General features: G+C 57.7%; 18 protein-coding genes, 1 pseudogene and 1 riboswitch. Of the genes and pseudogenes, 12 read left to right on the forward strand and 7 right to left on the reverse strand.

Annotation, left to right across the window (positions count from 1 at the left end; translation table 11 throughout):
• Positions 1-26: 26 nt before the first annotated feature.
• Genes IPJ12_08290 through IPJ12_08300 form a run of 3 tightly spaced genes read right to left on the reverse strand, consistent with a single transcriptional unit; the run spans position 27 to position 3,314 of the window.
• Positions 27-1,928: an RNB domain-containing ribonuclease gene (locus tag IPJ12_08290; protein ID MBK7647141.1), complete on the reverse strand. Its 1,902-nt coding sequence runs from the start codon at positions 1,926-1,928 to the stop codon at positions 27-29.
• A 7-nt stretch (positions 1,929-1,935) separates the two neighbouring features.
• Positions 1,936-2,493, reverse strand: a complete 558-nt coding sequence (locus IPJ12_08295) for an alpha/beta fold hydrolase (protein MBK7647142.1) — start codon at positions 2,491-2,493, stop codon at positions 1,936-1,938.
• The gene (locus IPJ12_08300; GenBank protein ID MBK7647143.1) at positions 2,490-3,314 is read right to left on the reverse strand and encodes an undecaprenyl-diphosphate phosphatase; all 825 of its coding nucleotides are present in this window, start codon (positions 3,312-3,314) and stop codon (positions 2,490-2,492) included. The genes IPJ12_08295 and IPJ12_08300 overlap by 4 nt, the downstream gene beginning before the upstream one ends.
• 104 nt (positions 3,315-3,418) lie before the next feature.
• Between IPJ12_08300 and IPJ12_08305 the strand changes: the two genes are divergently transcribed.
• The 4 genes from IPJ12_08305 (at position 3,419) to IPJ12_08320 (ending at position 9,182) form a co-directional block, all read left to right on the forward strand.
• Positions 3,419-3,889, forward strand: a complete 471-nt coding sequence (locus IPJ12_08305) for a hypothetical protein (GenBank protein MBK7647144.1) — start codon at positions 3,419-3,421, stop codon at positions 3,887-3,889.
• Positions 3,886-4,944, forward strand: a complete 1,059-nt coding sequence (locus IPJ12_08310; GenBank protein ID MBK7647145.1) for a helix-hairpin-helix domain-containing protein — start codon at positions 3,886-3,888, stop codon at positions 4,942-4,944. The genes IPJ12_08305 and IPJ12_08310 overlap by 4 nt, the downstream gene beginning before the upstream one ends.
• 541 nt (positions 4,945-5,485) lie before the next feature.
• Positions 5,486-7,501, forward strand: a complete 2,016-nt coding sequence (locus IPJ12_08315) for a methyl-accepting chemotaxis protein (GenBank protein ID MBK7647146.1) — start codon at positions 5,486-5,488, stop codon at positions 7,499-7,501.
• 229 nt (positions 7,502-7,730) lie between these two features.
• Positions 7,731-9,182, forward strand: a complete 1,452-nt coding sequence (locus IPJ12_08320) for an ATP-binding protein (protein MBK7647147.1) — start codon at positions 7,731-7,733, stop codon at positions 9,180-9,182.
• Between the two features lie 54 nt (positions 9,183-9,236).
• On the opposite strand, the gene thiC is transcribed toward IPJ12_08320, so the two are convergent.
• Entirely contained in the window at positions 9,237-11,153 is a 1,917-nt protein-coding gene (gene thiC / locus IPJ12_08325) for a phosphomethylpyrimidine synthase ThiC (protein MBK7647148.1), read from the reverse strand.
• 54 nt (positions 11,154-11,207) lie between these two features.
• Positions 11,208-11,304, reverse strand: a riboswitch (TPP riboswitch).
• 122 nt (positions 11,305-11,426) lie between these two features.
• On the opposite strand from thiC, the gene IPJ12_08330 reads away from it, so the two are divergent.
• The 5 genes from IPJ12_08330 to IPJ12_08350 are packed head-to-tail and all read left to right on the forward strand — an operon-like array spanning position 11,427 to position 15,977.
• The gene (locus tag IPJ12_08330) at positions 11,427-12,911 is read left to right on the forward strand and encodes a carbonic anhydrase family protein (protein MBK7647149.1); all 1,485 of its coding nucleotides are present in this window, start codon (positions 11,427-11,429) and stop codon (positions 12,909-12,911) included.
• A gap of 60 nt (positions 12,912-12,971) precedes the next feature.
• Positions 12,972-13,607, forward strand: a complete 636-nt coding sequence (locus IPJ12_08335) for a TetR/AcrR family transcriptional regulator (protein ID MBK7647150.1) — start codon at positions 12,972-12,974, stop codon at positions 13,605-13,607.
• Positions 13,608-13,667: 60 nt separating this feature from the next.
• Positions 13,668-14,321: a protein-L-isoaspartate O-methyltransferase gene (locus IPJ12_08340; GenBank protein MBK7647151.1), complete on the forward strand. Its 654-nt coding sequence runs from the start codon at positions 13,668-13,670 to the stop codon at positions 14,319-14,321.
• On the forward strand, positions 14,321-14,644 hold the full coding sequence (locus IPJ12_08345) for a sulfurtransferase (GenBank protein ID MBK7647152.1): 324 nt from the start codon (positions 14,321-14,323) through the stop codon (positions 14,642-14,644). Before IPJ12_08340 ends, IPJ12_08345 begins: the two co-directional genes overlap by 1 nt.
• Before the next feature lie 7 nt (positions 14,645-14,651).
• Positions 14,652-15,977 carry a TolC family outer membrane protein gene (locus tag IPJ12_08350; GenBank protein MBK7647153.1) on the forward strand — a complete coding sequence of 442 codons (1,326 nt, stop codon included), beginning with the start codon at positions 14,652-14,654 and terminating at the stop codon, positions 15,975-15,977.
• Here the strand turns inward: IPJ12_08350 and waaA are convergent.
• A complete protein-coding gene (waaA, locus tag IPJ12_08355; protein MBK7647154.1) occupies positions 15,943-17,202 on the reverse strand; it encodes a lipid IV(A) 3-deoxy-D-manno-octulosonic acid transferase in 1,260 nt (419 codons plus the stop codon). The genes IPJ12_08350 and waaA overlap by 35 nt on opposite strands.
• A complete protein-coding gene (gene waaC, locus IPJ12_08360) occupies positions 17,202-18,155 on the reverse strand; it encodes a lipopolysaccharide heptosyltransferase I (GenBank protein ID MBK7647155.1) in 954 nt (317 codons plus the stop codon). Before waaC ends, waaA begins: the two co-directional genes overlap by 1 nt.
• 244 nt (positions 18,156-18,399) lie before the next feature.
• Between waaC and IPJ12_08365 the strand changes: the two genes are divergently transcribed.
• The 3 genes from IPJ12_08365 to IPJ12_08375 are packed head-to-tail and all read left to right on the forward strand — an operon-like array spanning position 18,400 to position 22,124.
• Complete coding sequence (locus IPJ12_08365; protein ID MBK7647156.1) at positions 18,400-19,407, forward strand: NAD-dependent epimerase; 1,008 nt, start codon at positions 18,400-18,402, stop codon at positions 19,405-19,407.
• Between the two features lie 9 nt (positions 19,408-19,416).
• The gene (gene glmS, locus IPJ12_08370) at positions 19,417-21,240 is read left to right on the forward strand and encodes a glutamine--fructose-6-phosphate transaminase (isomerizing) (GenBank protein MBK7647157.1); all 1,824 of its coding nucleotides are present in this window, start codon (positions 19,417-19,419) and stop codon (positions 21,238-21,240) included.
• 53 nt (positions 21,241-21,293) lie between these two features.
• Positions 21,294-22,124, forward strand: a complete 831-nt coding sequence (locus IPJ12_08375) for a symmetrical bis(5'-nucleosyl)-tetraphosphatase (protein MBK7647158.1) — start codon at positions 21,294-21,296, stop codon at positions 22,122-22,124.
• On the opposite strand, the pseudogene IPJ12_08380 reads toward IPJ12_08375, so the two are convergent.
• Positions 22,120-22,818: pseudogene (locus IPJ12_08380) on the reverse strand (1-acyl-sn-glycerol-3-phosphate acyltransferase). The gene IPJ12_08375 and the pseudogene IPJ12_08380 sit on opposite strands and share 5 nt — an antisense overlap.
• Positions 22,819-22,844 lie beyond the last annotated feature (26 nt).

Genomic DNA, 22,844 nt, shown 5'->3' on the forward strand with positions numbered 1-22,844 from the left:
CTGGCGCAAGGCAGCAACCTTCTTTTTCACTGCGCCTCTTCCTCCGTGGCGTCGGCCAGATTGTTGTCGCCAAGCAAACTGACAAATCGGCAACTCACTTCCGGCGCCAGCAGATCGAGATTTTCAAAGGCCAGACGCACACGCTGTCCGGCCACCAGGTCAGACGGCAGTGAGGGCACGCGCAGCAATAGCGGCAGGTGATCCAGCTTGATGCTTTGTTCGCGGCGTACCGTTGCTTCGATTTCGGTCAAGCCATGTTGCTGTATCCAGCGCAAACACCAATATCGCTCCATCTGACGCTGAAAATCGGCGTAGGCGGCGTAGGTTTGCTCAAAATCCCGCATGGCGCCGAACAGTTCCGCTGATTTCTGCGCAAAAGCCGGGGTTTCGCCCTTCAGGCAGGCGATCAGCTGCCATTGATTGACCATATCGCAGTAACGACGCAGCGGCGAGGTCATCCACGCATATTGCGGCACGCCCAAGCCTTCATGCGGCAGCGGCGAGGTGGTCATGCGCACCTTGCCTTGTGTCTGGGCGCGGTACAGGCAGGCAATGTTCTTCTCGGCGAGCAGGCCGCCCCAGGTTGAGTTGGCGACGATCATCAGTTCGGCAACCAGCTTGTCGAGCGGGCTGCCGCGCTTTCGCTCGGAAATTTCGACCTTGCAGGCATCAGGATCAGCCAGATCGCCGACGATCTCGAAGTTGTAGTCGTTGATACCCTGCATCGCCGACGGCTTGCCACGCCGACCTTCGCAGGCATTGGCGAAGTGCCAGAGATGGACCAGTTCGTCCTTGAACGGCTGCTCGGGCAGCGGGCCGTTGATGGTTTCGGCGTTGAACCATGGTTCGATTTCGTGGTGACGCAGATTGGCAGCGATGTGCACCATTTCCAGCCGTGATTCATGACTGAGGATTTCCAGCGAGTCATTGACCGTCAGGTAGAGCGACACCGCCGGACAATCGACACCGCCGGCCAGCGTGTAGTTTTGCACCACGGCATCGGGCAGCATGGTGATCTTGTTGCCGGGCATGTAGACCGTCGACAAACGGGCGCGAGCGACGCCGTCAAGCGGCGAGCCATGCTCGATGGCCAAGCCCGGTGCGGCAATGTGGATGCCGATACGCGAGCCGATACCGGGTAGCTTGACGACCGATAGCGCGTCGTCGATTTCGGTGGTGTTGGCATCGTCGATCGAGAAGGCACGAACGTCGGCACGCGACAAGTCACGCGGCAACTTCGGTGCCTCAAGCGCCGGAAAGCCCACACCCTTGGGAAATTGCTCGTGCAGGAAGCGACGATAATGCAGGAAGTAGGGCGACTTGATGGCGCCGCACTTGAAGAGCATTTGCGCCGCCGTCAGGCCGGCTTCGGCGCAGGCGGTTTCGAAGGCCTTGGTTTCGGGCTTGTTGCGATCCGGCTCGTAAAGCAGCGCATCGGTCATCGCACCAATTTCTGCCGGCAAACGGAATTCCCTCAGCTCGCCAATCCAGCCTTCCATCGTGAGCGCTTGCTGACGCTTTTTTTCAAGACTGGCCAGAGCAGCTGCGAGAATGTCGGCAGGCGCTTTGCGGAAGCGGCCCTTGCCTTTGCGGTGGAAATAGACGGGCGCGGCGTGCACGGCAAGCAGCACCGCCGTCGCTTCGACCGGCGCGGGTTCGTGTCCGTAGTAATCACGGGCAAAATCAAGAAACGAAAACTCGCCATCGCTTGCGCACTCCCACAGGAATTCAGCTTCGATCTCTTCGGCCAGCGGCGTGGCCTGGTCAAGCAAGGCAGCCGCCGAGGGCTTTTCAAAACGCAACAATACCGTTGCGGCCTTGATCTTGCTGCGCTTGCCGGTAGGCATTTCGACCTGCAACGAACTGTCGTTGTCGGCCATGATGCTGCCGGCCTTAAAGCCGCCATCTTCTTCAAACAATACATTCATCGACGGATTATAGCCCAGCGAATTCAATGATTTGCGGCATAAAATCCGGAAAACGCGTGAAGCTGTGATCGCCGCCATCGAGCACCGTCTGCCGGCAACCGTCGTAGAAACTCAGGGCCAGCCGGTAATCCAGCATTTCGTCGCCGCTTTCAAGCAGCAGCCAGTAGCGACGTGCCGTTGGCAGGGTGACCTGGGCGCGGAGTTGCTCTGCATGCGCCTGGCTGAACGAAAAAGCCGCGCCAGTATGGAAATTGACATGATTGCCGACAAAAATATCCAGATCCATGGCACCCACCGCAGCCGGATTAATCAGCACGGCATTGAGATCATGCTTTTCGGCGAGGTAGTTGGCATAGTGGCCACCCAGCGAGCTACCAATCAGCGTGACCGGCGCTTCCGCTCTGGTGATCAGCTCGCCGACCAGCGCCACTGCTTCATCAGGCGCCGACGGCAATTGCGGGCAGACGAACTGTGCGGACAGGCCGCGTTTTTTCATTTCTTCGGCGAGTAGGCGGGCCTTCCAGGCGGCAGGGGAAGAACAAAAGCCGTGAAGATAAATAATCATGACGCTGTCCATTGCACCCAGCCAAATTGCCACGTCGCCAGCACGACGATGCCGAAGGCAATGCGATACCACGCAAAGGCCGTGAAATCATGGCTGGAGATATAGCGCAGCAACCAGCGCACGCACAGGAAAGCCGAGATAAACGCGGCCACGAAACCGACTGCCCACATCGAGATATCGTCCGCATTGAGCAGGGCGCGCTCCTTGTAGAGCTGATAAATGGTGGCGATGATCAGCGTCGGGATAGCCAGAAAGAATGAGAACTCAGTCGCTGCCTTGCGTGACAGCCCGAAGAGCAGGCCGCCGATGATGGTCGAGCCGGAACGCGAGGTACCGGGAATCAACGCGAAAGCCTGAGCGACGCCGAGCTTGAAAGCATCCAGCATACTCATTTCTTCAACGGTCTGGACACGGATTTTATGTTCGCGCTTTTCTGCCCAAAGAATGACGAAGGCGCCAAGAATGAAGGTGGTCGCTACCGTCACCGGATTGAACAGGTGAGCCTTGATCGCCTTGCCGAATGCCAGCCCGAGAATGGCCAGCGGCAGAAAGGCAATGAACAGGTTGAGGACGAATTTTTGCGCAGCCGCCTCACTGAAAATACCGCGCGCCACCTTGAGCAGGCGCTCGCGGTATTCCCAGACCACGGCCAGAATGGCGCCGGACTGGATGACAATTTCAAACAATTTGCCGCGATCATCGTTGAAATTCAACAAATCGCCGGCAAGAATCAAATGGCCGGTCGACGAGATCGGCAGGAATTCGGTGAGCCCTTCGACAATGCCGAGGATGAGCGCTTTGAGGAGAAGAATCGGGTCCATGGAGTGCGGCCTGTGCTTTTACCAAGTTGGGGAGGCCGCATTCTACTATCCCGGATGTGTCAAAACTTCGAGTTCAGCCAACCAATTCAGCGCATGCTCCCGGGATGTTCCGCACATTTCTGCCGAAGCCTGCAGCCCACCGCAGCATGCCGGACGCTCGGGCCGGCCGAAAATCCGGCACCGGAATTCGGGATCCAAATGCTGGCATGGCACGCCAGCCGGTTTGGCCAGCGACGAAATCGATGGCGCAATGCAACAAGCACCACACCCCGGTCGACAAACCATCGGCACCACATTCGCGGAAATCATTTTTTCAGGCATCCGCCATTGTCGCAGATTTCAGTTTTTGTCATTTTTTCCGGTTGACCGCGGAACGCCCAAAAGCGGTGCAAAAAGACCTGAATCCTGAAATATTTGATTGTCAGATTCCAAACAAAAAAACACCCCTGCAACCCGCATTCTTACGTGATTTGCACCATCGTTGTGCAAAGAAAAAAATAGTTCTCGTGATTGAAAAAATGTCATCAAAGCGCTCCTATAATGCGCCCTCTTTTAAGTTAAAAACAGACCAATGACCCTTATCCGCACCAGCCAATCCGTTGCCCAACTCGGCAGCTCTCACGGCTATCGCCTCGAAGGCGATCTAGCCTTTCTCAACGCTGAAATCCTTTGCGACGAATCACGCCTGACTGGCCAGGAATGGGCCCTGCAGCTGTGCACCGACAAAGGCATCAAATTCGCAGAACTGCCGCTCGGCCTGCTCAACCCCAACGGCACCGGCTGCATCGTCGTCAGCGGCAGCAGCTACGCACTGCCGCCTGCCGGCGAAGGCCCGCACCTCGTTTCCATGGTTCTGGTTTCCGGCTTTGACGGCGCCCTCGACACCGTCGAAGATTTCGCCAGCTACGAGCAAGCCGTCAGCTTCCTGCAACCACGCATGGGCGGCACCATCTGCAGCGGCTTCACCAACGACGAAATCACCTTTGACATCGCCCGCATCGAAAACCCGCGTGACGGCGACAACATCAGCGGCACCCTGGCCCTCGAACTGTGGGCGCTGGACAGCGAATACGCCGGTGGCGACTGGACCGGCGTGCCGGTAGCCAGCCTCGTTCTCGGCTCGCTGAGTGGCCAGACTGAATGGACGGACTGCCACGTGACCACTCACGCCGGCCCGCTTCCGGAAGCCGGTCACCTGACCCTGATGCTGCGCGAATGGACCCCGGCTGGCTACGTCACCCGTGACTTCCGCGCACTGGCCCGCCCGAGCGGCAGCCCGGCCAAGGCAGAAAAGGCCACCAAGGCAACTGCTGAAAAGAAAGCCAAGGCACCAGCCGAAGCTAAGACCAAAGCAGCAGAAAAGGCAGCGCCGGTCGCTGCTGCTGCCGCCCCCGTTGCTGAAAAAGCAAAAGCCGCCGCCCCGGTAGCCGCCGCTGCTGCAGCCGCCACCCCCGGCGTTTCGATCAACACCGCCAGCGCCGCTGAACTCAGCGACATCAAGGGTGTCAGCAATGCACTGGCCAAGGCCATCGTTGCCGGCCGTCCTTATGCCAAGCTTGACGACGTCGTCAGCGCCAAAGGCATGGGTGAAAAGCTCCTGAAGAAGATCCGCGCCAGCCTCAAGCTGTAACTCGGGCAACGCCGCCAACGGCGGCAATCAACGCGCAAAGAGGCTGCTTCGGCAGCCTCTTTTTTTATCGCCAAACCGTGCGACTTGCCCCAGTGCCGCCAAAATAAATTTTCGTTTTTTGGCCATTTTTTCCGGTTGACCGCAACCATTGCCATTCGCCATCAGATGCAAACCAGTCCAGGCCCAAAAGCCTGCCAACCGGATTGGCTGGTCGGCGCAAGCAAGATACCAAGCGGCGGGGCGGCACGCTCTGGCTCCTAGCCAACTTCCCGGAGCAACACCCAGCGGAAAGCTCAGGCTATTGCCGCCGAAGGCACAGCCAAACCACTGCTGCCACCAGAAAACGTTTTTTGCCGAAGACCGGGCCTGGCCAGACCGCCCACACCACAAGAAATTCACTATCAAGCAATTAATCATCAATTGTTTAATTTTCTATTTAATTATTAAAAATAAGATAAATCTGATTGACATTGATATATTTGCCATACGATACTGAGTATTACTAAAGCAATATGTCTTTGGCCGTTTCCTGGGGGGAAATATGTTTGACCGTCAGTCAATACGCTTTCGGATTGCCATCATCGTTGCACTGGCAGTTTTCATCTCGCTAGGCGGATTTGCGCTATTTTTGCACGCTGAAATTCGCGGGGTAAACGAGCGTGACGAAACAGCCAAGCTGAAAAACACGAATGAACTGCTGCTGAAGATGATTGCGCAGACGGATGCCATCCTCCGTCAACAAGCCGAAAGCTGGTCGCACTCATTCACGACCACGCTGGCTGGCAATTACACCCTCGAAACCGGTGAAAATCCAGTTCTCAAACTGAATGGCGTAGCACTGAACGGCAACACGAGCTATGTAGACACCTTTAGTCAATCCAGCAACGGCAACGTCGCGACCATCTTTGCCCGAAAGGCAGACGACTTCGTACGCATTTCTACGTCAGTCAAGAAAGAGGATGGCAGCCGCGCTACAGGCACATTACTGGGCAAGCAACATCCACCCTACGCCAGCCTGCTGGAAGGCAAACCGTTCATTGGCAAGGCCACGCTGTTTGGTCGCCACTACATGACCAAATACTCACCCATCAAGGATGCCAAAGGTGAGGTCATTGGTCTGCATTTTGTCGGCATGGACATCATGAACGCTCTCGAATTCATGAAGCAGACCATCAAGAGCGTGAAACTCGGGAGCAGCGGCTATTCATATGTACTGGACGCGAAACCAGGCCCAACTGCCGGTTTGTTGCTCATCCACCCGACGCAGGAAGGCAAAAATGTCGGGGATGCAACGGATAGCGACGGGCGCGCCTTTGTCAAGGAAATCATCGAAAAGCGCAATGGCATCATGCGCTATCCGTGGCTGAACAAGGAAGCCGGCGAGACCAGGCCCAGAGACAAGATCGTTGCCTACAATGATTACAAGGACTGGAACTGGATCATCGTTTCCGGCAGCTATGCCGATGAAATCTTCAGCCTCGCCGAACATGCACGCAACATCATGATGGGTGCCACCTTTCTGCTGACCATCGTGTTGCTCGGCGTTTTGACTTTTTACCTGAACCGCATCGTGATCGCACCGCTAGACAAACTGGTGGCAAGTTCGCGCAAAATTGCCGATGGCGACCTTACCGTGAGCATTGGCAGTACGCGTCAGGATGAAGTCGGCAAGGTCATGAATGCCATGCATCAAATGGCAGGAAAACTGAGCACCGTGATTGGCGGGGTCAGGCAGGCCGCGGACAAGATCAGCCTTGCCTCTCAGAATCTATCAACAACCGCCGACGAGATCAGCATCGCGACCGACCGGCAGGCACAGTCCACGGCGGCCTCAGCCTCAGCACTGGAAGAAGTGACGGTGAGTATCAATGAGGTATCGACACTGGCCAAGGACACCGAAGAAAGCTCCGAACGCACCTCCTCCCTGACCCAGCAAAGCGTGCAGTCAATTCACAACGCAGTCACTGAAATGGAGTCAATGGCTGCAGCAGTACAGTCATCCTCTACCCAAGTGAGCAACCTGATGACGCGCACGCAAGAAGTTGGCGGCATCGCCAATGTCATTAGGGACATTGCCGACCAGACCAACTTGCTCGCGCTGAATGCAGCCATCGAAGCCGCCCGTGCCGGCGAAATGGGTCGAGGCTTTGCAGTCGTCGCCGATGAAGTCAGAAAACTGGCCGAACGGACCGCCAAGGCCACCCATGAAATCACAGCCGAGATCAAGCAGATTCAGGATGAAACGCGAGTAACCGTCGAGGATATGCGCGCAGTTGGGCCAAAAGTCCAACGCGGACTGGATCGCGTCACTGAAGTATCCGGGATGCTGGAAAGCATCACCCATGAAGCCGCCGAATCCCGCCGTCGCGCCGTCGAAGTCGCCGATGCAACCCGGGAGCAGGCCGTTGCCGCCAACGACATCGCACAAAGTGTCGAACAGGTTGCCCAGATGACCGAGGAAACCAATGCGACGATTCACAGCAATGCGGATAACGCACTACAGTTGCAACATATGGCCGCCCAACTGCGCGAACAGGTAGCCTATTTCAAGGTTTGAAATGCAAACCAAAGGAAAAGGCGGCTGACTCAGCCGCCTTTTTCATTTTTGCCTGTTTTTTCCGGTTGACCGTATCAAGCCCTGAATGCGCCTCCGGAAAATCATTCACGTGCTCGTTCGACTCCAAACACACCAACACAAATCAATGATTTCATTGAATAAATATTGACTTGTTTAAATAAGCCTTAAATAATGCGCTTAATTTGACAAAATAAGCGTCACGGCCTACATGAAAGCTTTCGAGATACCACTTCCCGAGGTTCAAAAGCGCCTCTCCTTCGAAAACCCGTGGTGGATCGCCGGCAACGGGATCGACCTGGAGCGGCGTAACTGGCCGCGCCGGGCCTACTTTCAGCCGTTTCGGAAACTGGTTGGTGAGCTGGGTGTGCATCGAGCGATTGTCCTGATTGGTCCGCGCCGGGTCGGCAAGACAGTCATGCTGGCGCAAACCATCCAGTCCCTGCTCGACGAAGGTGTGCCAGGCACTCATATTTTGCAATTGTCGCTCGACACGCCACTCTACTCGGGCCGTTCGCTGGAAAGCATGGTTAGAATCTTTACCGAATTGCATCGCCATCCACTCGATCGGCAACTGTGGGTATTTTTCGATGAGATCCAATACGTCAAGGACTGGGAAGTTCACCTGAAATCGCTAGTCGACAGCTTCCGGCATATTCGTTTTGTGGCCAGCGGCTCTGCTGCTGCTGCGCTGCGCATGAAGAGCCGGGAATCTGGCGCAGGGCGCTTCAGCGACTTCGTGCTGCCGCCGCTGACATTTGCCGAATATCTCGACTTTGCTGACCTAACCGCCGGTCTGATCGGGGAAGACGAGAAGCCAGGTAGTCCGCTCCCCGTTTATTTCACCCCGGCAATTGACCGGCTCAACGCTGCCTTTGTTGATTACCTGAATTACGGTGGTTTCCCCGAAGCGGTAATGAATCCGATTGTGCGCGAAAATCCGACGCGCTTTTTGCGCCAGGATATTGTCGAGAAAGTATTGCTCAAGGATTTGCCCAGCCTGTACGGCATCGCCGACACACAGGAACTTAACCGTTTTTTCAATGTATTGGCCTACAACACCGGTGATGAAGTCAGCCCCGAGGCCTTGTCGAAGCACACGGGAATCGGCAAGCAGAAGCTGTTGGACTATCTTGAATATCTGGAAGCTGCCTTTCTGATTCGCCGCGTTCATCGACTGGACGATAACGCCCGTCGCCTGCAGAGGACACGAACTTTCAAGATTTACCTGACCAATCCATCCATCCGTGCCGCCTTGTTCGGTTACATCGACGCCAACGACCCTGCCATCGGCGCACTGGCTGAAACGGCGGTATGGAGCCAGTGGCTGCACAGCACAGGAATCATCGAGTCGCTGCACTACGCACGCTGGAAACAGGGGCGCAGCGATCTGGAGGTCGATCTGGTTTCGTTGGATAGTCGTACGCAGTCGCCCCGCTTTCTCGTTGAAATCAAATGGAGCGACCGTGCCTACGGCGACTGGAGCGAGTTACGCGGCATTCGCGCTTTGGCGGAACGTTATCCTCTGTCGAGAATGCCCTTGGTAACGACGTTGACGGCTGCCGGCACCGGCAGGGACGGCAATCTGGAAATCGAATTCATGCCGACCAGCTTGCATTGCTACACGATTGCGAGAAACCTGCTGCGCTCTACCCAGCAATGAAAAGGCGGCCTTTGGCCGCCTTCAATTTTCGAGCATTTTCCCCGGTTGACCGTATCAGACCTTGCTATACACCTCAGCGCCGGCCTTGATGAACTCGATGGACTTCACTTCCATGCCCTTCTCCAGCGCCTCGGCTTCGGCGATACCCTGAGCCGCTGCGTATTCGCGTACGTCCTGCGTGATCTTCATCGAGCAGAAGTGCGGGCCGCACATCGAGCAGAAGTGGGCGACCTTGGCGGATTCCTTGGGCAGGGTTTCGTCATGGAATTCACGCGCCTTGTCCGGGTCGAGGCCGAGGTTGAATTGGTCGTCCCAACGGAATTCGAAGCGGGCCTTGGATAGGGCGTTGTCGCGGATCTGCGCGCCGGGGTGACCCTTGGCGAGGTCGGCGGCGTGGGCGGCGAGCTTGTAGGTGATGATGCCGACCTTGACATCATCCTTGTCCGGCAGGCCAAGGTGTTCCTTCGGCGTGACGTAGCAAAGCATGGCGGTGCCGAACCAGCCGATCATCGCGGCGCCGATGCCGCTGGTGATGTGGTCGTAACCCGGCGCGATGTCGGTGGTCAAAGGGCCGAGGGTGTAGAACGGGGCTTCGTCGCAATGTTCCAGTTGCAGGTCCATGTTCTCCTTGATCATGTGCATGGGCACATGGCCGGGGCCTTCGATCATGACTTGAACATCGTGCTTCCAGGCGATCTGGGTCAGTTCGCCGAGGGTCTTGAGTTCGCCGAGTTGGGCTTCGTCGTTGGCGTCGTAGATGGAGCCGGGACGCAGGCCATCGCCAAGGCTGAAGGCGACGTCGTAGGCCTTCATGATTTCGCAGATGTCCTCGAAGTGGGTGTAGAGGAAGCTTTCTTTGTGATGGGCCAGACACCATTTGGCCATGATCGAGCCGCCGCGGGAGACGATGCCGGTCATGCGGTTGGCGGTGAGCGGCACGTAACGCAGCAAAACGCCGGCGTGGATGGTGAAGTAGTCGACGCCTTGTTCGGCCTGTTCGATCAGCGTGTCGCGGAAGATTTCCCAGGTCAGGTCTTCGGCCTTGCCGTTGACCTTTTCCAATGCCTGATAGATCGGCACGGTGCCGATGGCAACCGGGCTGTTGCGGATGATCCATTCGCGCGTTTCGTGGATGTTCTTGCCGGTGGACAGGTCCATCACGGTGTCGCCGCCCCAGCGGATCGACCAGGTCATCTTCTCGACTTCTTCCTGAATGCTGGAGCCGAGCGCCGAGTTGCCGATGTTGGCGTTGATTTTGGTCAGGAAGTTGCGGCCGATAATCATCGGCTCGCTTTCCGGGTGGTTGATGTTGTTGGGGATAATGGCGCGGCCGCGGGCGATTTCGCTGCGCACGAATTCCGGGGTGATTTCTTCCGGGATGCTGGCGCCGAAGCTTTGGCCCGGGTGTTGGCGACCGAGCAGGGCTGCCATTTTTTCGCCCATTTTGCCGGTTGACCGCAGCGATTCCATGTAGGCCAGACGGTTGTTGTTTTCGCGGATGGCGACGTATTCCATCTCCGGGGTGATGATGCCCTGGCGGGCGTAGTGCATCTGCGAAACGTTCTTGCCGGCTTTGGCGCGCAGCGGCTTGCGGTGCAGGCCGGGGAAACGCAGCTCGTCGAGCGCTTTGTCTTCGGCGCGAATGCGGCCGAATTCGGAAGTTAGACCGGGGAGCTCTTCAACATCGCCTCGCTCAGCGATCCAGCCAGCGCGCAAGGCCGGCAGGCCGGAGCGGATGTCGATCTTGACGGCCGGATCGGAATACGGGCCGGAGCAGTCATAAACGTAGATCGGCGGATTCTTTTCGCCACCAAAAGCGGTCGGCGTGTCGTCCTGCGAAATTTCGCGCATCGGGACGCGGATATCGGGGCGGGAGCCTTCGATGTAAACCTTGCGGGAATTGGGCAGCGGCTGGACTGCGGCCTCGTCGACGTGGGCGTTGGCGGCGAGGAATTGTTCTTTGGCGTTCATGGTGGCTCCGTGCGTAATTGCAACGAGTAAGACGGGCAGGGAGCGATCTGGTTCCAAGAGCAGAATTCGTTTCCCTACGACGGCATGACCCGGTCAGGTTCGAAGGGTATTTCTCAGTCGCCCGACATGGCCGACACCCCTAACGAGAGGCTGCAAGTTACTGGAAATACAGGCAAAATGCAAGGAATGACAAAATTCACTCAAGGTTTTCAGATTTTGGCCGACATATCGTCGACAAGCTGAAGAATCCAAAGAGAAAACGGGGGAACCAAGATGCGCCATTTGATGATCGTCGGCCTGCTCGCCGCACTGCCGTGGGCAGCCTCGGCCGCGCCGACCTGGCAAACCATTTCTTCAGAACCCGGCAAGCGCATTGAAATTGACCGCACCAATTTGAAGCGGGAAGGCAGCATCGTTCAGGCTCTGGGACGAGTCGTCCTCGACAAGGAACTGATCGACGGCCGCTCCGGAGCGCCCTACCGCGTCATCGAGGCGACGACTCGTTACGACTGCGCAACACGCAGCGCCAATACGATCAAGCGGACGCTCAAGAAAAATGACAAGGATATCGTTCGCGAAGAGGAGCCCAAGGGCATTGAACTCCCCGTCCGTACCGGCACGCTGGACGATAAGGTTTTGCGCGAAGTGTGCCGTCCGCCCAGAGAGACGCCGCTGGAACTGGCCAAAAAGGCCAATGATGCGGCCGGGGAACTCAAGGCGGCCAATGATGCACTACTGAAAAAGGAACTGGCCAAGGCCGAAAAGCCACAAAGCATCAAGGTCGCCGATACCGGTCATGGCGGAGCATCAGCCAAGGAAGAGAAAGAGACCGAGCACGCGGCCATCCCTTCAATTCGACCCAACCTCAAGGCTGCTGCCGAAGCCACCAAAGAACCAAAAGTATCCGCGCCGCCGCCGGCGCCCCCCGCGCCCCGCGAAATTGCACCGGCCAAGCCATCGACTGTCATTGTGCACACCACCAGCCATGCGCCGCTACGCAAGGCAAGGAAGGCAGCGAAAGAACCGAAGTCGGAGGGCTACATGCTGGAACTGGCCCAGACCGAGCCTGCCGTACAGCACTCGCATATTCACTGGGATTACGAAGGCCCCGGCGGGCCCGACAACTGGTCGAATCTCAATCCGAACAACAAGTCCTGTGCCATTGGACAGCGACAATCACCGATCGACATCAAAGACGGTATCAAGGTCGATCTGGAGCCGATCAAGTTCAACTACCGTCCGTCGACGTTCCGCATTATCGACAACGGCCATACCGTTCAGGTAGAGGTGGGCGACAGCTCGATTTCGCTGACCGGCAAGACCTATGAGCTGGTTCAATTCCATTTTCACCGCCCGTCGGAGGAAAAGGTCAACGGCCAGCGTTTCGACATGGTCGTCCATCTGGTTCACAAGTCGGATGACGGTCAGCTGGCCGTCGTCGCCGTGCTGCTTGAACGTGGTAACGAAAACCCGTTCATCCAGACACTTTGGAACAATCTGCCGCTGGAAAAAAATCTGCCGGTAGCCCCGCCGACCACTGCGATTGATCTCAACACCCTGTTGCCGGCAGCGCGCAATTACTACACCTACATGGGCTCGCTGACCACACCGCCTTGCTCCGAAGGAGTGCTGTGGCTGGTCATGAAACAGCCGGTTCAGGTATCCCCCGACCAGATCAACATCTTCAGCCGACTCTACAGAAACAACGCCCGCCCGATCCAGCCAGCCGGCGGCCGACTGATCAAGGAAGGTCGTTGACCGAAAAGCCGGGGCGATGGTAACTTAATGACCGACAAGTCATTAAGTTAGCCACCAGTCATGCTCGCCCCCCGGAAACGCCGCAAGGAAGCCCGCCCCGCCGAACTGCTTGAAGCAGCGCTTGGCTTGTTCGTCGAAAAAGGCTTTACCGCCACCCGCCTTGAAGATGTTGCGGCCCGCGCCGGCGTTTCGAAGGGCACGCTGTATCTCTACTTTGAAAACAAGGATGCACTGTTCAAGGCGGTAATTCAGGAAGGGATCATTCCCGTCATCGCCGAAAATGAGGCGATTGCGGCCCGGCATACCGGATGCAGCTTCGCGTTGCTGGAGATACTGCTCGACAACTGGTGGTCAAAAATCGGCCAGACCGCTTTTGCGGGCATCCCCAAACTGATGGTTGCCGAGGCTAGAAATTTTCCGGATCTGGCACGCTTTTATTACGAACATGTCATCAGTCGGGGACGGGGACTGGTGGGGTTCGCTTTGCGGCGCGGCATGGAGAGTGGTGAATTTCGTTCGATGGATGTCGAAACCACCATCGACGTCATCATTGCCCCCATCCTGATGCTGTTGATCTGGCGCTATTCCATGAGTTGCTGCCAGAACAGCGAGAGCGATCCGCAGCTATATTTGCGTATCCACATGGATCTTTTGCGGCAGGGTTTGCGCAAGACGGAAAATGAGACTCAGGTATAATTTTGTTTTGTCGGAATCAATATATTAGCCTGTGCTAATATTTAGCCTGCGGAGACACACATGAACATCGAGCAAGCACGTTTCAACATGATCGAACAGCAGATCCGTCCATGGGATGTTCTGGATCCGCAGGTTCTCGACCTCCTATTCGTCGTCAAGCGCGAAGATTTCGTGCCGCCCGCCTATCGCAACCTGGCTTTTGCCGACATGGAAATTCCTCTCGGTGGCGGTCAGCAAATGCTGGCCCCGAAGATCGAAGCCAAAATGCTGCAGGAACTTGGCCTCAAGAAAACCGACAAGGTTCTTGAGATCGGCACCGGCAGTGGCTACATGGCGGCCCTGTTGGCCGCCCGTGCCGACCACGTAGTAACCGTCGAAACCCGCCCGGAATTGATCGAAATGGCCAAGCAAAATTTCGAACGCGCCGGCATTACCAATATCACCGTTGAACGTGGCGATGGCGCCAAGGGCTGGGCGCAACGCGGCCCTTACGACGCCATTGTCGTTTCCGGCTCACTTCCGGCTGTTCCGGATGCCTTGCTCAAGCAGTTGCGTGTCGGTGGCAAACTGGCCGTTGTGGTTGGCGAAGCACCGGTCATGGAAGCCCAGTTGATTACCTGTACGGCCGACGGCATCTACAACACGGTCAACCTCTTTGAAACAGTGATTCCCGCACTCGACGGCGTCGAGGTCAAGGGAAGCTTCACCTTCTGATGCAACAGGTCAGAGCCAGACAGCTTGCGGAATGGCTAGCGGATGAAAGCCGGCCAGATCCGGTGCTGCTTGATGTGCGGGAGTTGGCCGAGCTGGAAATCTGCCAAATCGAAGGCTCACAGCATATTCCCATGCACCTGATTCCGATGCGTTGCGCTGAAATTGACGCGGCGCGTGATGTGGTCGTTATTTGTCATCATGGCGGGCGCAGCATGCAGGTCGCCATGTTTCTCGAGCGAAACGGCTTTGATGCCGTCTATAACCTGATGGGCGGCGTCGAGGCCTGGGCCGGCGAAGTCGACCCAGGCATGCGTCGTTACTGAGGATGGCATGAAAAAAATCGCCTGGCTGATCGTTTCTCCCTTGTTTGCTTCGCCGCTCTTCGCGGCGGACCTGATGCAGGTCTATCGCGATGCTCAGGATAACGACCCGTCCTTTGCTGCCGCCCGTGCAACATTGGATGCCGGCCAGGAAAAAATGCCGCAAGCCCGGGCCGGCCTGTTGCCCAGCCTGACACTCTCAGGCAATACGATCTGGAACAAGAACGAAATCAGTACGCACAATGGCCCGACAATCGCCAAACCGAATTACAACTCGAATGGCTACCAGCTGACATTGTCCCAGCCTCTGTTCCGCTGGCAAAACTGGGTCTCCTACGGCCAGTCGAAACTGCAGGTAGCACAAGCTGAAGCGAACTTCGTTCAGGCCCGGCAGGACCTGATCCTGCGCGTGTCTCAGGCTTATTTCGACGCGATCTATGCCGTTGAGAACCTCAAGGCTGTCCAGGCGAACAAGACTGCGATCACCCAGCAACTGGAATCTGCCAAGAAGAATTTCGAGGTCGGCACGGCAACCATCACCGATACGCATGAAGCCCAGGCCCGCTATGACCTCGCTGTCGCGCAGGAAATAGCCGCCGAAAGTGATGTCGAGATCAGACAGCATGCCCTGGAGGCGATCATCGGCAAAACCCCGGGGCCGCTCGCCACGACGCGCAAGAATGCCGAATTGACACCTCCGCAGCCAAACGACATGAGCCAGTGGGTCGCAGCTGCTGAAAAAGACAGCATCAGCGTTCAGATCCAGCAAGCCATTGCCGACATCGCGGCCAGCGAAGTCGACAAGCAACGTGCCGGCCACTATCCGACCGTGGATCTGGTGGCCAATCAAGGACACTCCAAATCCTTTGCCTCGGCCTATGGTCTGTATGACACCGACTACCAAAATATTGGTGTTCAGGTAAATATCCCGCTGTATCAGGGCGGACTCACCGTTTCTCGTGAACGCGAGGCTGCAGCCAACCGCATGGCCGCGCAATCCGGTCTGGATGCCGCACGACGTGGTGCCGCCCTGTCGGCTCGCCAGTATTATCTGGGTGTGGCCAATGGCTTGGCCCAGGTCAGGGCGCTGAAGGCGGCGCTGGTTTCATCGCAGTCAGCCCTCGAATCGAACAAGCTCGGTTATGAAGTGGGTGTGCGTATCAATATCGACGTTCTGAACGCTGAGAATCAGGTCTATGTAACCCGCCGCGACCTGGCCAAAGCCACGCTCGATACGCTGATGGCACAGCTGCGGCTGAAGGCCTCGACCGGCTCTTTGGGCGAGGACGATGTCGCCCAGATCAACGCCTTGCTCGACCCGTCCACCGCTCAATAAGCGCCAATATGCGTTGGGTCGCGCCCTGATGGGTGCGGGCAAATGTTCCGGCCGCAGAACGCATTTTCAATAATTCCGTTTTTTGGCTAAAAATCCGGTTGACCGCGGCAGCCAGCATTTCCGGGCTATCGACGCGTTGAGCCGCGCCGGCGGCAATCGCATCTTCCGTCGCCTGCTTGAAATTGAACGTATGCGGCCCGATCAGCACCGGGCAACCGCAGGCAGCCGCTTCAATCAGGTTCTGTCCGCCCAGCGGCAACAGACTGCCACCGATAAAGGCCAGATCAGCCAAAGCATAATACGCGACCATCTCACCCATGCTGTCACCCAGCCAAACCTGCGTCTCGGCAGCTGGCATGGCCACACTACGACGGACAAAACGCAGCCCCTCGCTTTGCAGCAAAGTGGCCACCTCGTCGAAACGCTGCGGATGGCGCGGCACCAGTACCAGCAAAGCATCGGCGACATTCACGCGACGCCACGCCTCAAGCAGCAGCACCTCTTCGCCTTCGCGCGTACTGGCCGCGAGCCAGACCGGCCGGTGGCCCAAGGCATTTTTCCATTCGCCGCCCAGCGCAATATTGTCGGCAGATGGCGTGACATCAAATTTCAGATTGCCGCATACGTCAACCGGGCTGGCCCCAAGGCCGGCCAAGCGCTCAGCATCGCCGGGGCTCTGCGCGGCAACACCGGCCAATGCAGAAAATGCCGGTCGCACCAGTGCCGAAAACCGGGCGTAGCCGCGGGCGGAACGCGCCGATAGCCGGGCATTGGCAAGGACCATCGGAACATTGCGGTGTTTGGCGCCGGCCAGCAGATTTGGCCAGATCTCGGTTTCCATCAGCACACCGAAATCCGGGGAGAAATGGCGAAAGAAGCGACCGACCGCCCCCGGGTAATCATAGGGAAGATAGGCCTGAATCACCTTGTCACCATAGACCTGACACCCCGCCTCCCGGCCGGTCGGCGTCATGCCGGTCAGCAGGATACGATGATCCGGCCAGCCGGCAAGCATGCCTTCGATCAAGGGTTGGGCGGCACGGGTTTCGCCCACGGAAACGGCGTGGACCCAAATCAGTTTGTCGGGCGCTGATTGTGGATAGAAGCCATAACGTTCGCCAAGGTTCTGCAGGTATTCCGGCTGCTTTCGGCCCCGCCAAAGCAGCCGGAGCCAGATCAGCGGCGTGATCAGATATAGCAGCAGCGAATAAAAGAAACGCGCCATCAGGCCAGTGCCAACTGCAATTCCGCTAGCACAGCCAGCGCAGGCGGAATCTGGTCTTTGCCGCCGAGGTTGCGATAAAAACCGGCACCAAGAACGCCGGTCAAGCCTGGATCGGTGGCGGTATAAAGGGCGACGGTCGGGACCTTGAGAGCGGCGGCCAGATGAGTCAACCCGGTATCAACCCCAACCGCCGCACGTCCGCCAGCCAGCAGGGAGGCAAGCTCCGGAATATTCATCGCCGGTGCAGCAATGGCCCCCGGAATACCAGCCGCGAGACGACTGGCCCGCTCTCGCTCAACGGCACTGCCGCCGGGCAACACCACGCCATAGCCGAGCGAGTTGAGTTGTTGCCCCAAGGCCAGCCAGCATGCCTCCGGCCACAGCTTGTCGTCGCGGCTGGTGGCGGTCAGAAAAACGACGTACGGTCGATGCGGTAGCCAGTCAAATTTCGCTGGCGCGACATCAATACCGTAGTCGGGTTCGCCGTGCAGCGAATAGCCAAGCGCGGCAGCAACCAGTTGGCGATTGCGAACAACCGCATGCAAGTCGCGAGAAACCCTGAAATGCCGATCATAGAAGCGTGCAGCCACCGGCTCGCGCGCCGAATCCGCAGCGTAGCCAAGCACCGGACCGTTTGCCCGGCGAGCAAGCAGTGCACTCTTCAGCAAACCCTGAGTGTCGATGACTGCATCGTAGGGCAAAGCCTGTAGCCGACGACGAGAATCAGCCATGTCCCGCCAGGTTGCCGCCTGCAGCAAATGCTTGCGCCAGCGCCGGACAGCGACCGGAATGATTTCCTGTACCGCCGGATGCAAACGCGGTATGGCCGCAAAACTCTCTTCGGCACACCAGTCAATGACGGCATCCGGAAAGTAACGTTTGATGTCACTCACCACCGGCAAGTTGTGGATAACATCGCCGAGCGAGGAAGTTTTCACGATCAGAATGCGCATCGGCAGATAAAATCACGACTTTCGAAACGCTAATTATAAGTGCCCGCCATGGGTAAGCCGCTTTCTGTTGTGACGACCACGCGCCATGCCGCTGAAACATGGGATGAATAAGGCGCATGCTTGCCGATCCACTGAGTTGCCCGCGCTTCCAATGGCAACTTGAAATACGTCCAAAATGAACGAGCGTCATAAATACAATGCTGCCCTGCGATAAAATCTACCAACTTTCATTTGAGGTAGTCTTGTGAAAATTCTTGTTACCGGCGCTGCCGGCTTCATTGGCTCAACTGCCACGCTTCGCCTGCTGGCCCGTGGTGACGAAGTGGTCGGTCTGGACAACCTGAACGATTACTACGAGGTTTCCCTCAAGGAAAATCGCCTCAAGCGACTGACCTCCTTACCCGGTTTCCGCTTTGTCAAACTCGACGTGGCCGACCGCGCCGGCATGGACAAACTGTTCGCCGACGAAAAGTTCGACAAGGTCATCCACCTTGCCGCCCAGGCCGGCGTCCGCTATTCGCTGCAAAATCCGCACGCCTACATCGAGAGCAATATCGTTGGCTTCACCAACATTCTCGAAGGCTGCCGCCACAACAAGGTGCAGCATCTGGTTTATGCCTCCAGCTCGAGCGTCTATGGTGGCAACACCAAGATGCCGTTCTCCGAACACGATAGCGTGGACCACCCGGTCAGCCTCTATGCGGCAAGCAAGAAGGCCAACGAGCTGATGGCGCACACCTACAGCCACCTGTTCGGCCTGCCGACAACCGGCCTGCGTTTCTTTACCGTCTATGGCCCGTGGGGCCGTCCGGACATGGCACTTTTCCTGTTCACCAAGGCCATCCTCGAAGGCAGGGCGATCGACGTATTCAACTACGGCAACATGCAGCGTGATTTCACCTACGTCGACGACATCGTCGAAGGCGTGATTCGCGTGCTGGACAAGAACGCTGCGGTCAACCCGGAATATGACGCGATCTCCGCCGATCCGGCGACCAGCAACGCGCCTTACCGCGTCTTCAACATCGGCAACAACAACCCGGTTCAATTGCTCGATTTCATTGGCGCCATTGAAAAGTCACTCGGCATGACTGCTGAAAAACGCCTGTTGCCCCTGCAGGACGGCGATGTACCGGCGACATACGCCAACACTGATCTGCTCAACGACTGGGTCGGTTTCGTCCCGGGCACCCCCATCCAGGAAGGCGTCAGCCGCTTCATCGCCTGGTACCGTGATTATTACAAGGTTTAAGGACTAGCTATGTGTGGCATCGTCGCGGCAGCAGCCGGCAACAACATCGTTCCCGTTCTCGTCGAAGGCCTGAAGAAGCTGGAATATCGAGGCTACGACTCGGCGGGCCTGGCCGTCATTGAGTCCGGCAGCATTGCACGCGTGCGCTCGGTTGGTCGTGTTGCCGAGCTGGAAACCGCTTCGGCCAACACCGAATCCGTCACCGGCATTGCCCACACTCGCTGGGCGACCCATGGTGTGCCATCCGAACGCAATGCGCACCCCCATGTCTCCGGCACCATTGCAGTCGTCCACAATGGCATCATCGAAAACTACGAGTCGCTGCGTAGCGAACTGACCGCCCAAGGCTACATTTTCACCTCGGATACCGATACCGAAAGCATCGCCCACCTGATCCAGGCCACGCTGAAAGCCGAGCCAGACCTCTTCAAGGCCGTACAACTCGCCTGCCAGCGCTTGGTCGGTGCCTTTGCCATCGCCGTCATCGACTACACCCAGCCGGGCAAGGTCATCGTCGCCCGCGAAGGCTCACCGCTGTTGCTAGGTGTTTCCGAAACCGGCAACTACGCCGCATCCGATGCCTCCGCCCTGCTGCAAGTCACGCGCAACATGGTTTATCTTGAAAATGGCGATATTGCCGAGTTAACCGCAAGCAAGGTCAAGATCACCCGCCTTGACGGCACGCCGGTAGAACGTCCTGTGCATGTTTCCCAGCTCTCGGCAGCCGCCGTCGAACTCGGCAATTACCAGCACTACATGCAGAAGGAAATCTTCGAGCAGCCGGAAGCGCTGGCCAACACGCTTGAAATCGTCGGTGGCAGCAAGACCATCCAGCCCGGCATATTCGGCGCCGACGCTGCCAATCTGCTGGCCGATGTAGACTCGATCCTCATACTTGCCTGCGGCACCAGCAGCCACTCCGGCTACACCGCCCGCTACTGGCTCGAAGCCATTGCCGGCGTGCCGTGCAATGTCGAAATCGCCAGCGAATACCGCTACCGCACCTCGGTGGCCAATCCGCGCCAGCTGATCGTCGCTATCTCCCAATCTGGTGAAACGGCCGACACGCTGGCCGCTCTGCGCCATGCCAAGTCGCTCGGACAGATGAAGACGCTCGCCATCTGCAACGTGCCGGAATCCGCCATCGTCCGCGAATGTACGCTTCGCTTCATCACCCGCGCCGGACCGGAAATCGGCGTTGCCTCGACCAAGGCCTTTACCACCCAGCTCGCTGCGCTCTTCCTGCTGACGCTGGTCGCCGCCAAGGTCAGGGGTCGCCTGAGCGAGGAACAGGAAGCGACGTACATTCACCAGCTGCGTCACCTGCCGGTCGCGGTCAACAAGGTGCTTGAGCTGGAAGGCGAAATCAAGGTCTGGGCCCAGCGCTTTGCAGACAAGCACCACGCCCTCTTCCTCGGTCGCGGCCGCCACTACCCTATCGCCATGGAAGGCGCGCTCAAACTCAAGGAAATCTCCTACATCCACGCCGAAGCCTACCCGGCCGGCGAACTCAAGCATGGCCCGCTGGCACTGGTCGATGCAAAGATGCCGGTGATTTCCGTAGCGCCGAACGACCAATTGCTCGACAAGCTGAAATCCAATCTCAAAGAAGTCCAGGCGCGTGGCGGCGAACTCTACGTTTTTGCCGATGCCGACTCGGAAATTCAGGAATCGGAAGGCGTCCATATTCTGCGCCTGCCGGAGCACTACGGCGAGCTGTCGCCTATCCTGCACGTCATTCCGCTGCAACTGCTCTCGTACCATGTCGCACTCGTCAAGGGAACCGATGTGGACAAGCCACGTAATCTGGCCAAGTCGGTCACTGTCGAATAGCGCGGCCAGGGGAATATTTTGAATTCGGCCGTTTTTCCCGGTTGACCGCAGTAATGGCTACTTACGCCATCGGCGACATCCAGGGCTGCTATGACTCTCTGCAGCGTCTGCTGGAGGTATGCGCCTTTGATCCGAGCACCGATCGCCTGTGGCTGGTCGGTGATCTGGTCAATCGCGGGCCGAAATCGCTGGAAACACTGCGCCTGATCAAATCGTTGGGATCTTCGGCAATTACCGTCCTTGGCAACCATGATCTCTACCTGCTGATGGTCGCCGAAGGCGGCGCCAAATTCCGTGGCAAGGACGATACGCTACAGGAAATTTTCGATGCCCCGGACTGCGCAGAATTGCTCGACTGGCTGCGCCATCAACCGATCTGCCACACCGAAGGCGAGTACTGCCTGGTACACGCCGGCCTGCTCCCGCAATGGACGGCAAGCCGTGCCCGTGAACTTGCCCGCGAAGTCGAGTCCGCGCTGCAAGGCAAGGATTTCCGAAAGTTCATCCAGAACCTGTGGGGCAGCGAACCCGCCGGCTGGTCGGACGATCTGAAAGGCTGGCCACGGTTGCGCGTCATCGTCAATGCCATGACGCGGATGCGCTTCTGCACCCCCAAAGGCATCATGGAATTCAAGGTCAAAGGCAAGATCGCCAATGCACCCAAAGGCCATCTACCGTGGTTCGATCTACCTGGCCGAAAGAGTGCTGACGCCGTGCTGGTGACCGGTCACTGGTCGGCACTGGGCCTGAAAGTCACCCCGAATTTACTGGCGCTCGATTCCGGCTGCCTGTGGGGAGGACATCTGACCGCCGTTCGACTGGAGGATCGTCAGGTGTTTCAGGTCGATTGCTCGCCAATGGAAGCCCTGCAGCCAAAGCGATAGCTTCACGTGCTTCGGCCGCCACCTGCCTGCGGTCCTCGCCATTCAAACCACGCAAAGGCGTCGTCACCAAGCGGGCAATCAGACGTTTTCGGCCAAGTATTGCGGCCGTACATTGGCCCATCGAAATATCGCCGTCGTAACGCGGCGCCAGGCTGCGCTGGCCATCCAGTTCCCAGTATGAAATCGCCACTGGTAATACAGGCCGTCCAGCCGACAATGCCGGTTGAATCAGCGCCGCATGGAAATGCAGCAGACTTCGGCCATCGGTGGTCGTACCCTCCGGAAAAACCGCCACATGCTTCCCTTTATCGAGAATTTGGGCGACCTGTTCATTGATGATCTTGGCGTGGCCACGACTACCTCGCCGTAAAAAAACAGTATCGTTCTTGGCGGCCAGCCAACCGATCAACGGCCAGTGACGTACTTCCTCCTTGGATACAAAGGCTGCCGGCAGCGCCGCGTTGATTACATAAATATCGATCCACGAAATATGATTGGCCACCAACAGCGCGCCGGGAACAGCGTGGGTCAGATCTGCCTCGACCTCGACGCCGAGCGCATCAAGGAGTGCTGCCGACCAGCTGGCTTTCAGGGCCAGTCGCTTGCGCTCACTGCACAGCGGGAAAACGCATAGCGAAAAAAGTACCCCGCTGAAGACCAGCAGTGCAATGCGGAAAATCCGGAAGGCGCGGATTGCTGAATTCGTCTTGCTCAGTCTTA

It is taken from the genome of Betaproteobacteria bacterium (assembly GCA_016709965.1).
Classification (GTDB): domain Bacteria; phylum Pseudomonadota; class Gammaproteobacteria; order Burkholderiales; family Rhodocyclaceae; genus Azonexus; species Azonexus amarohabitans.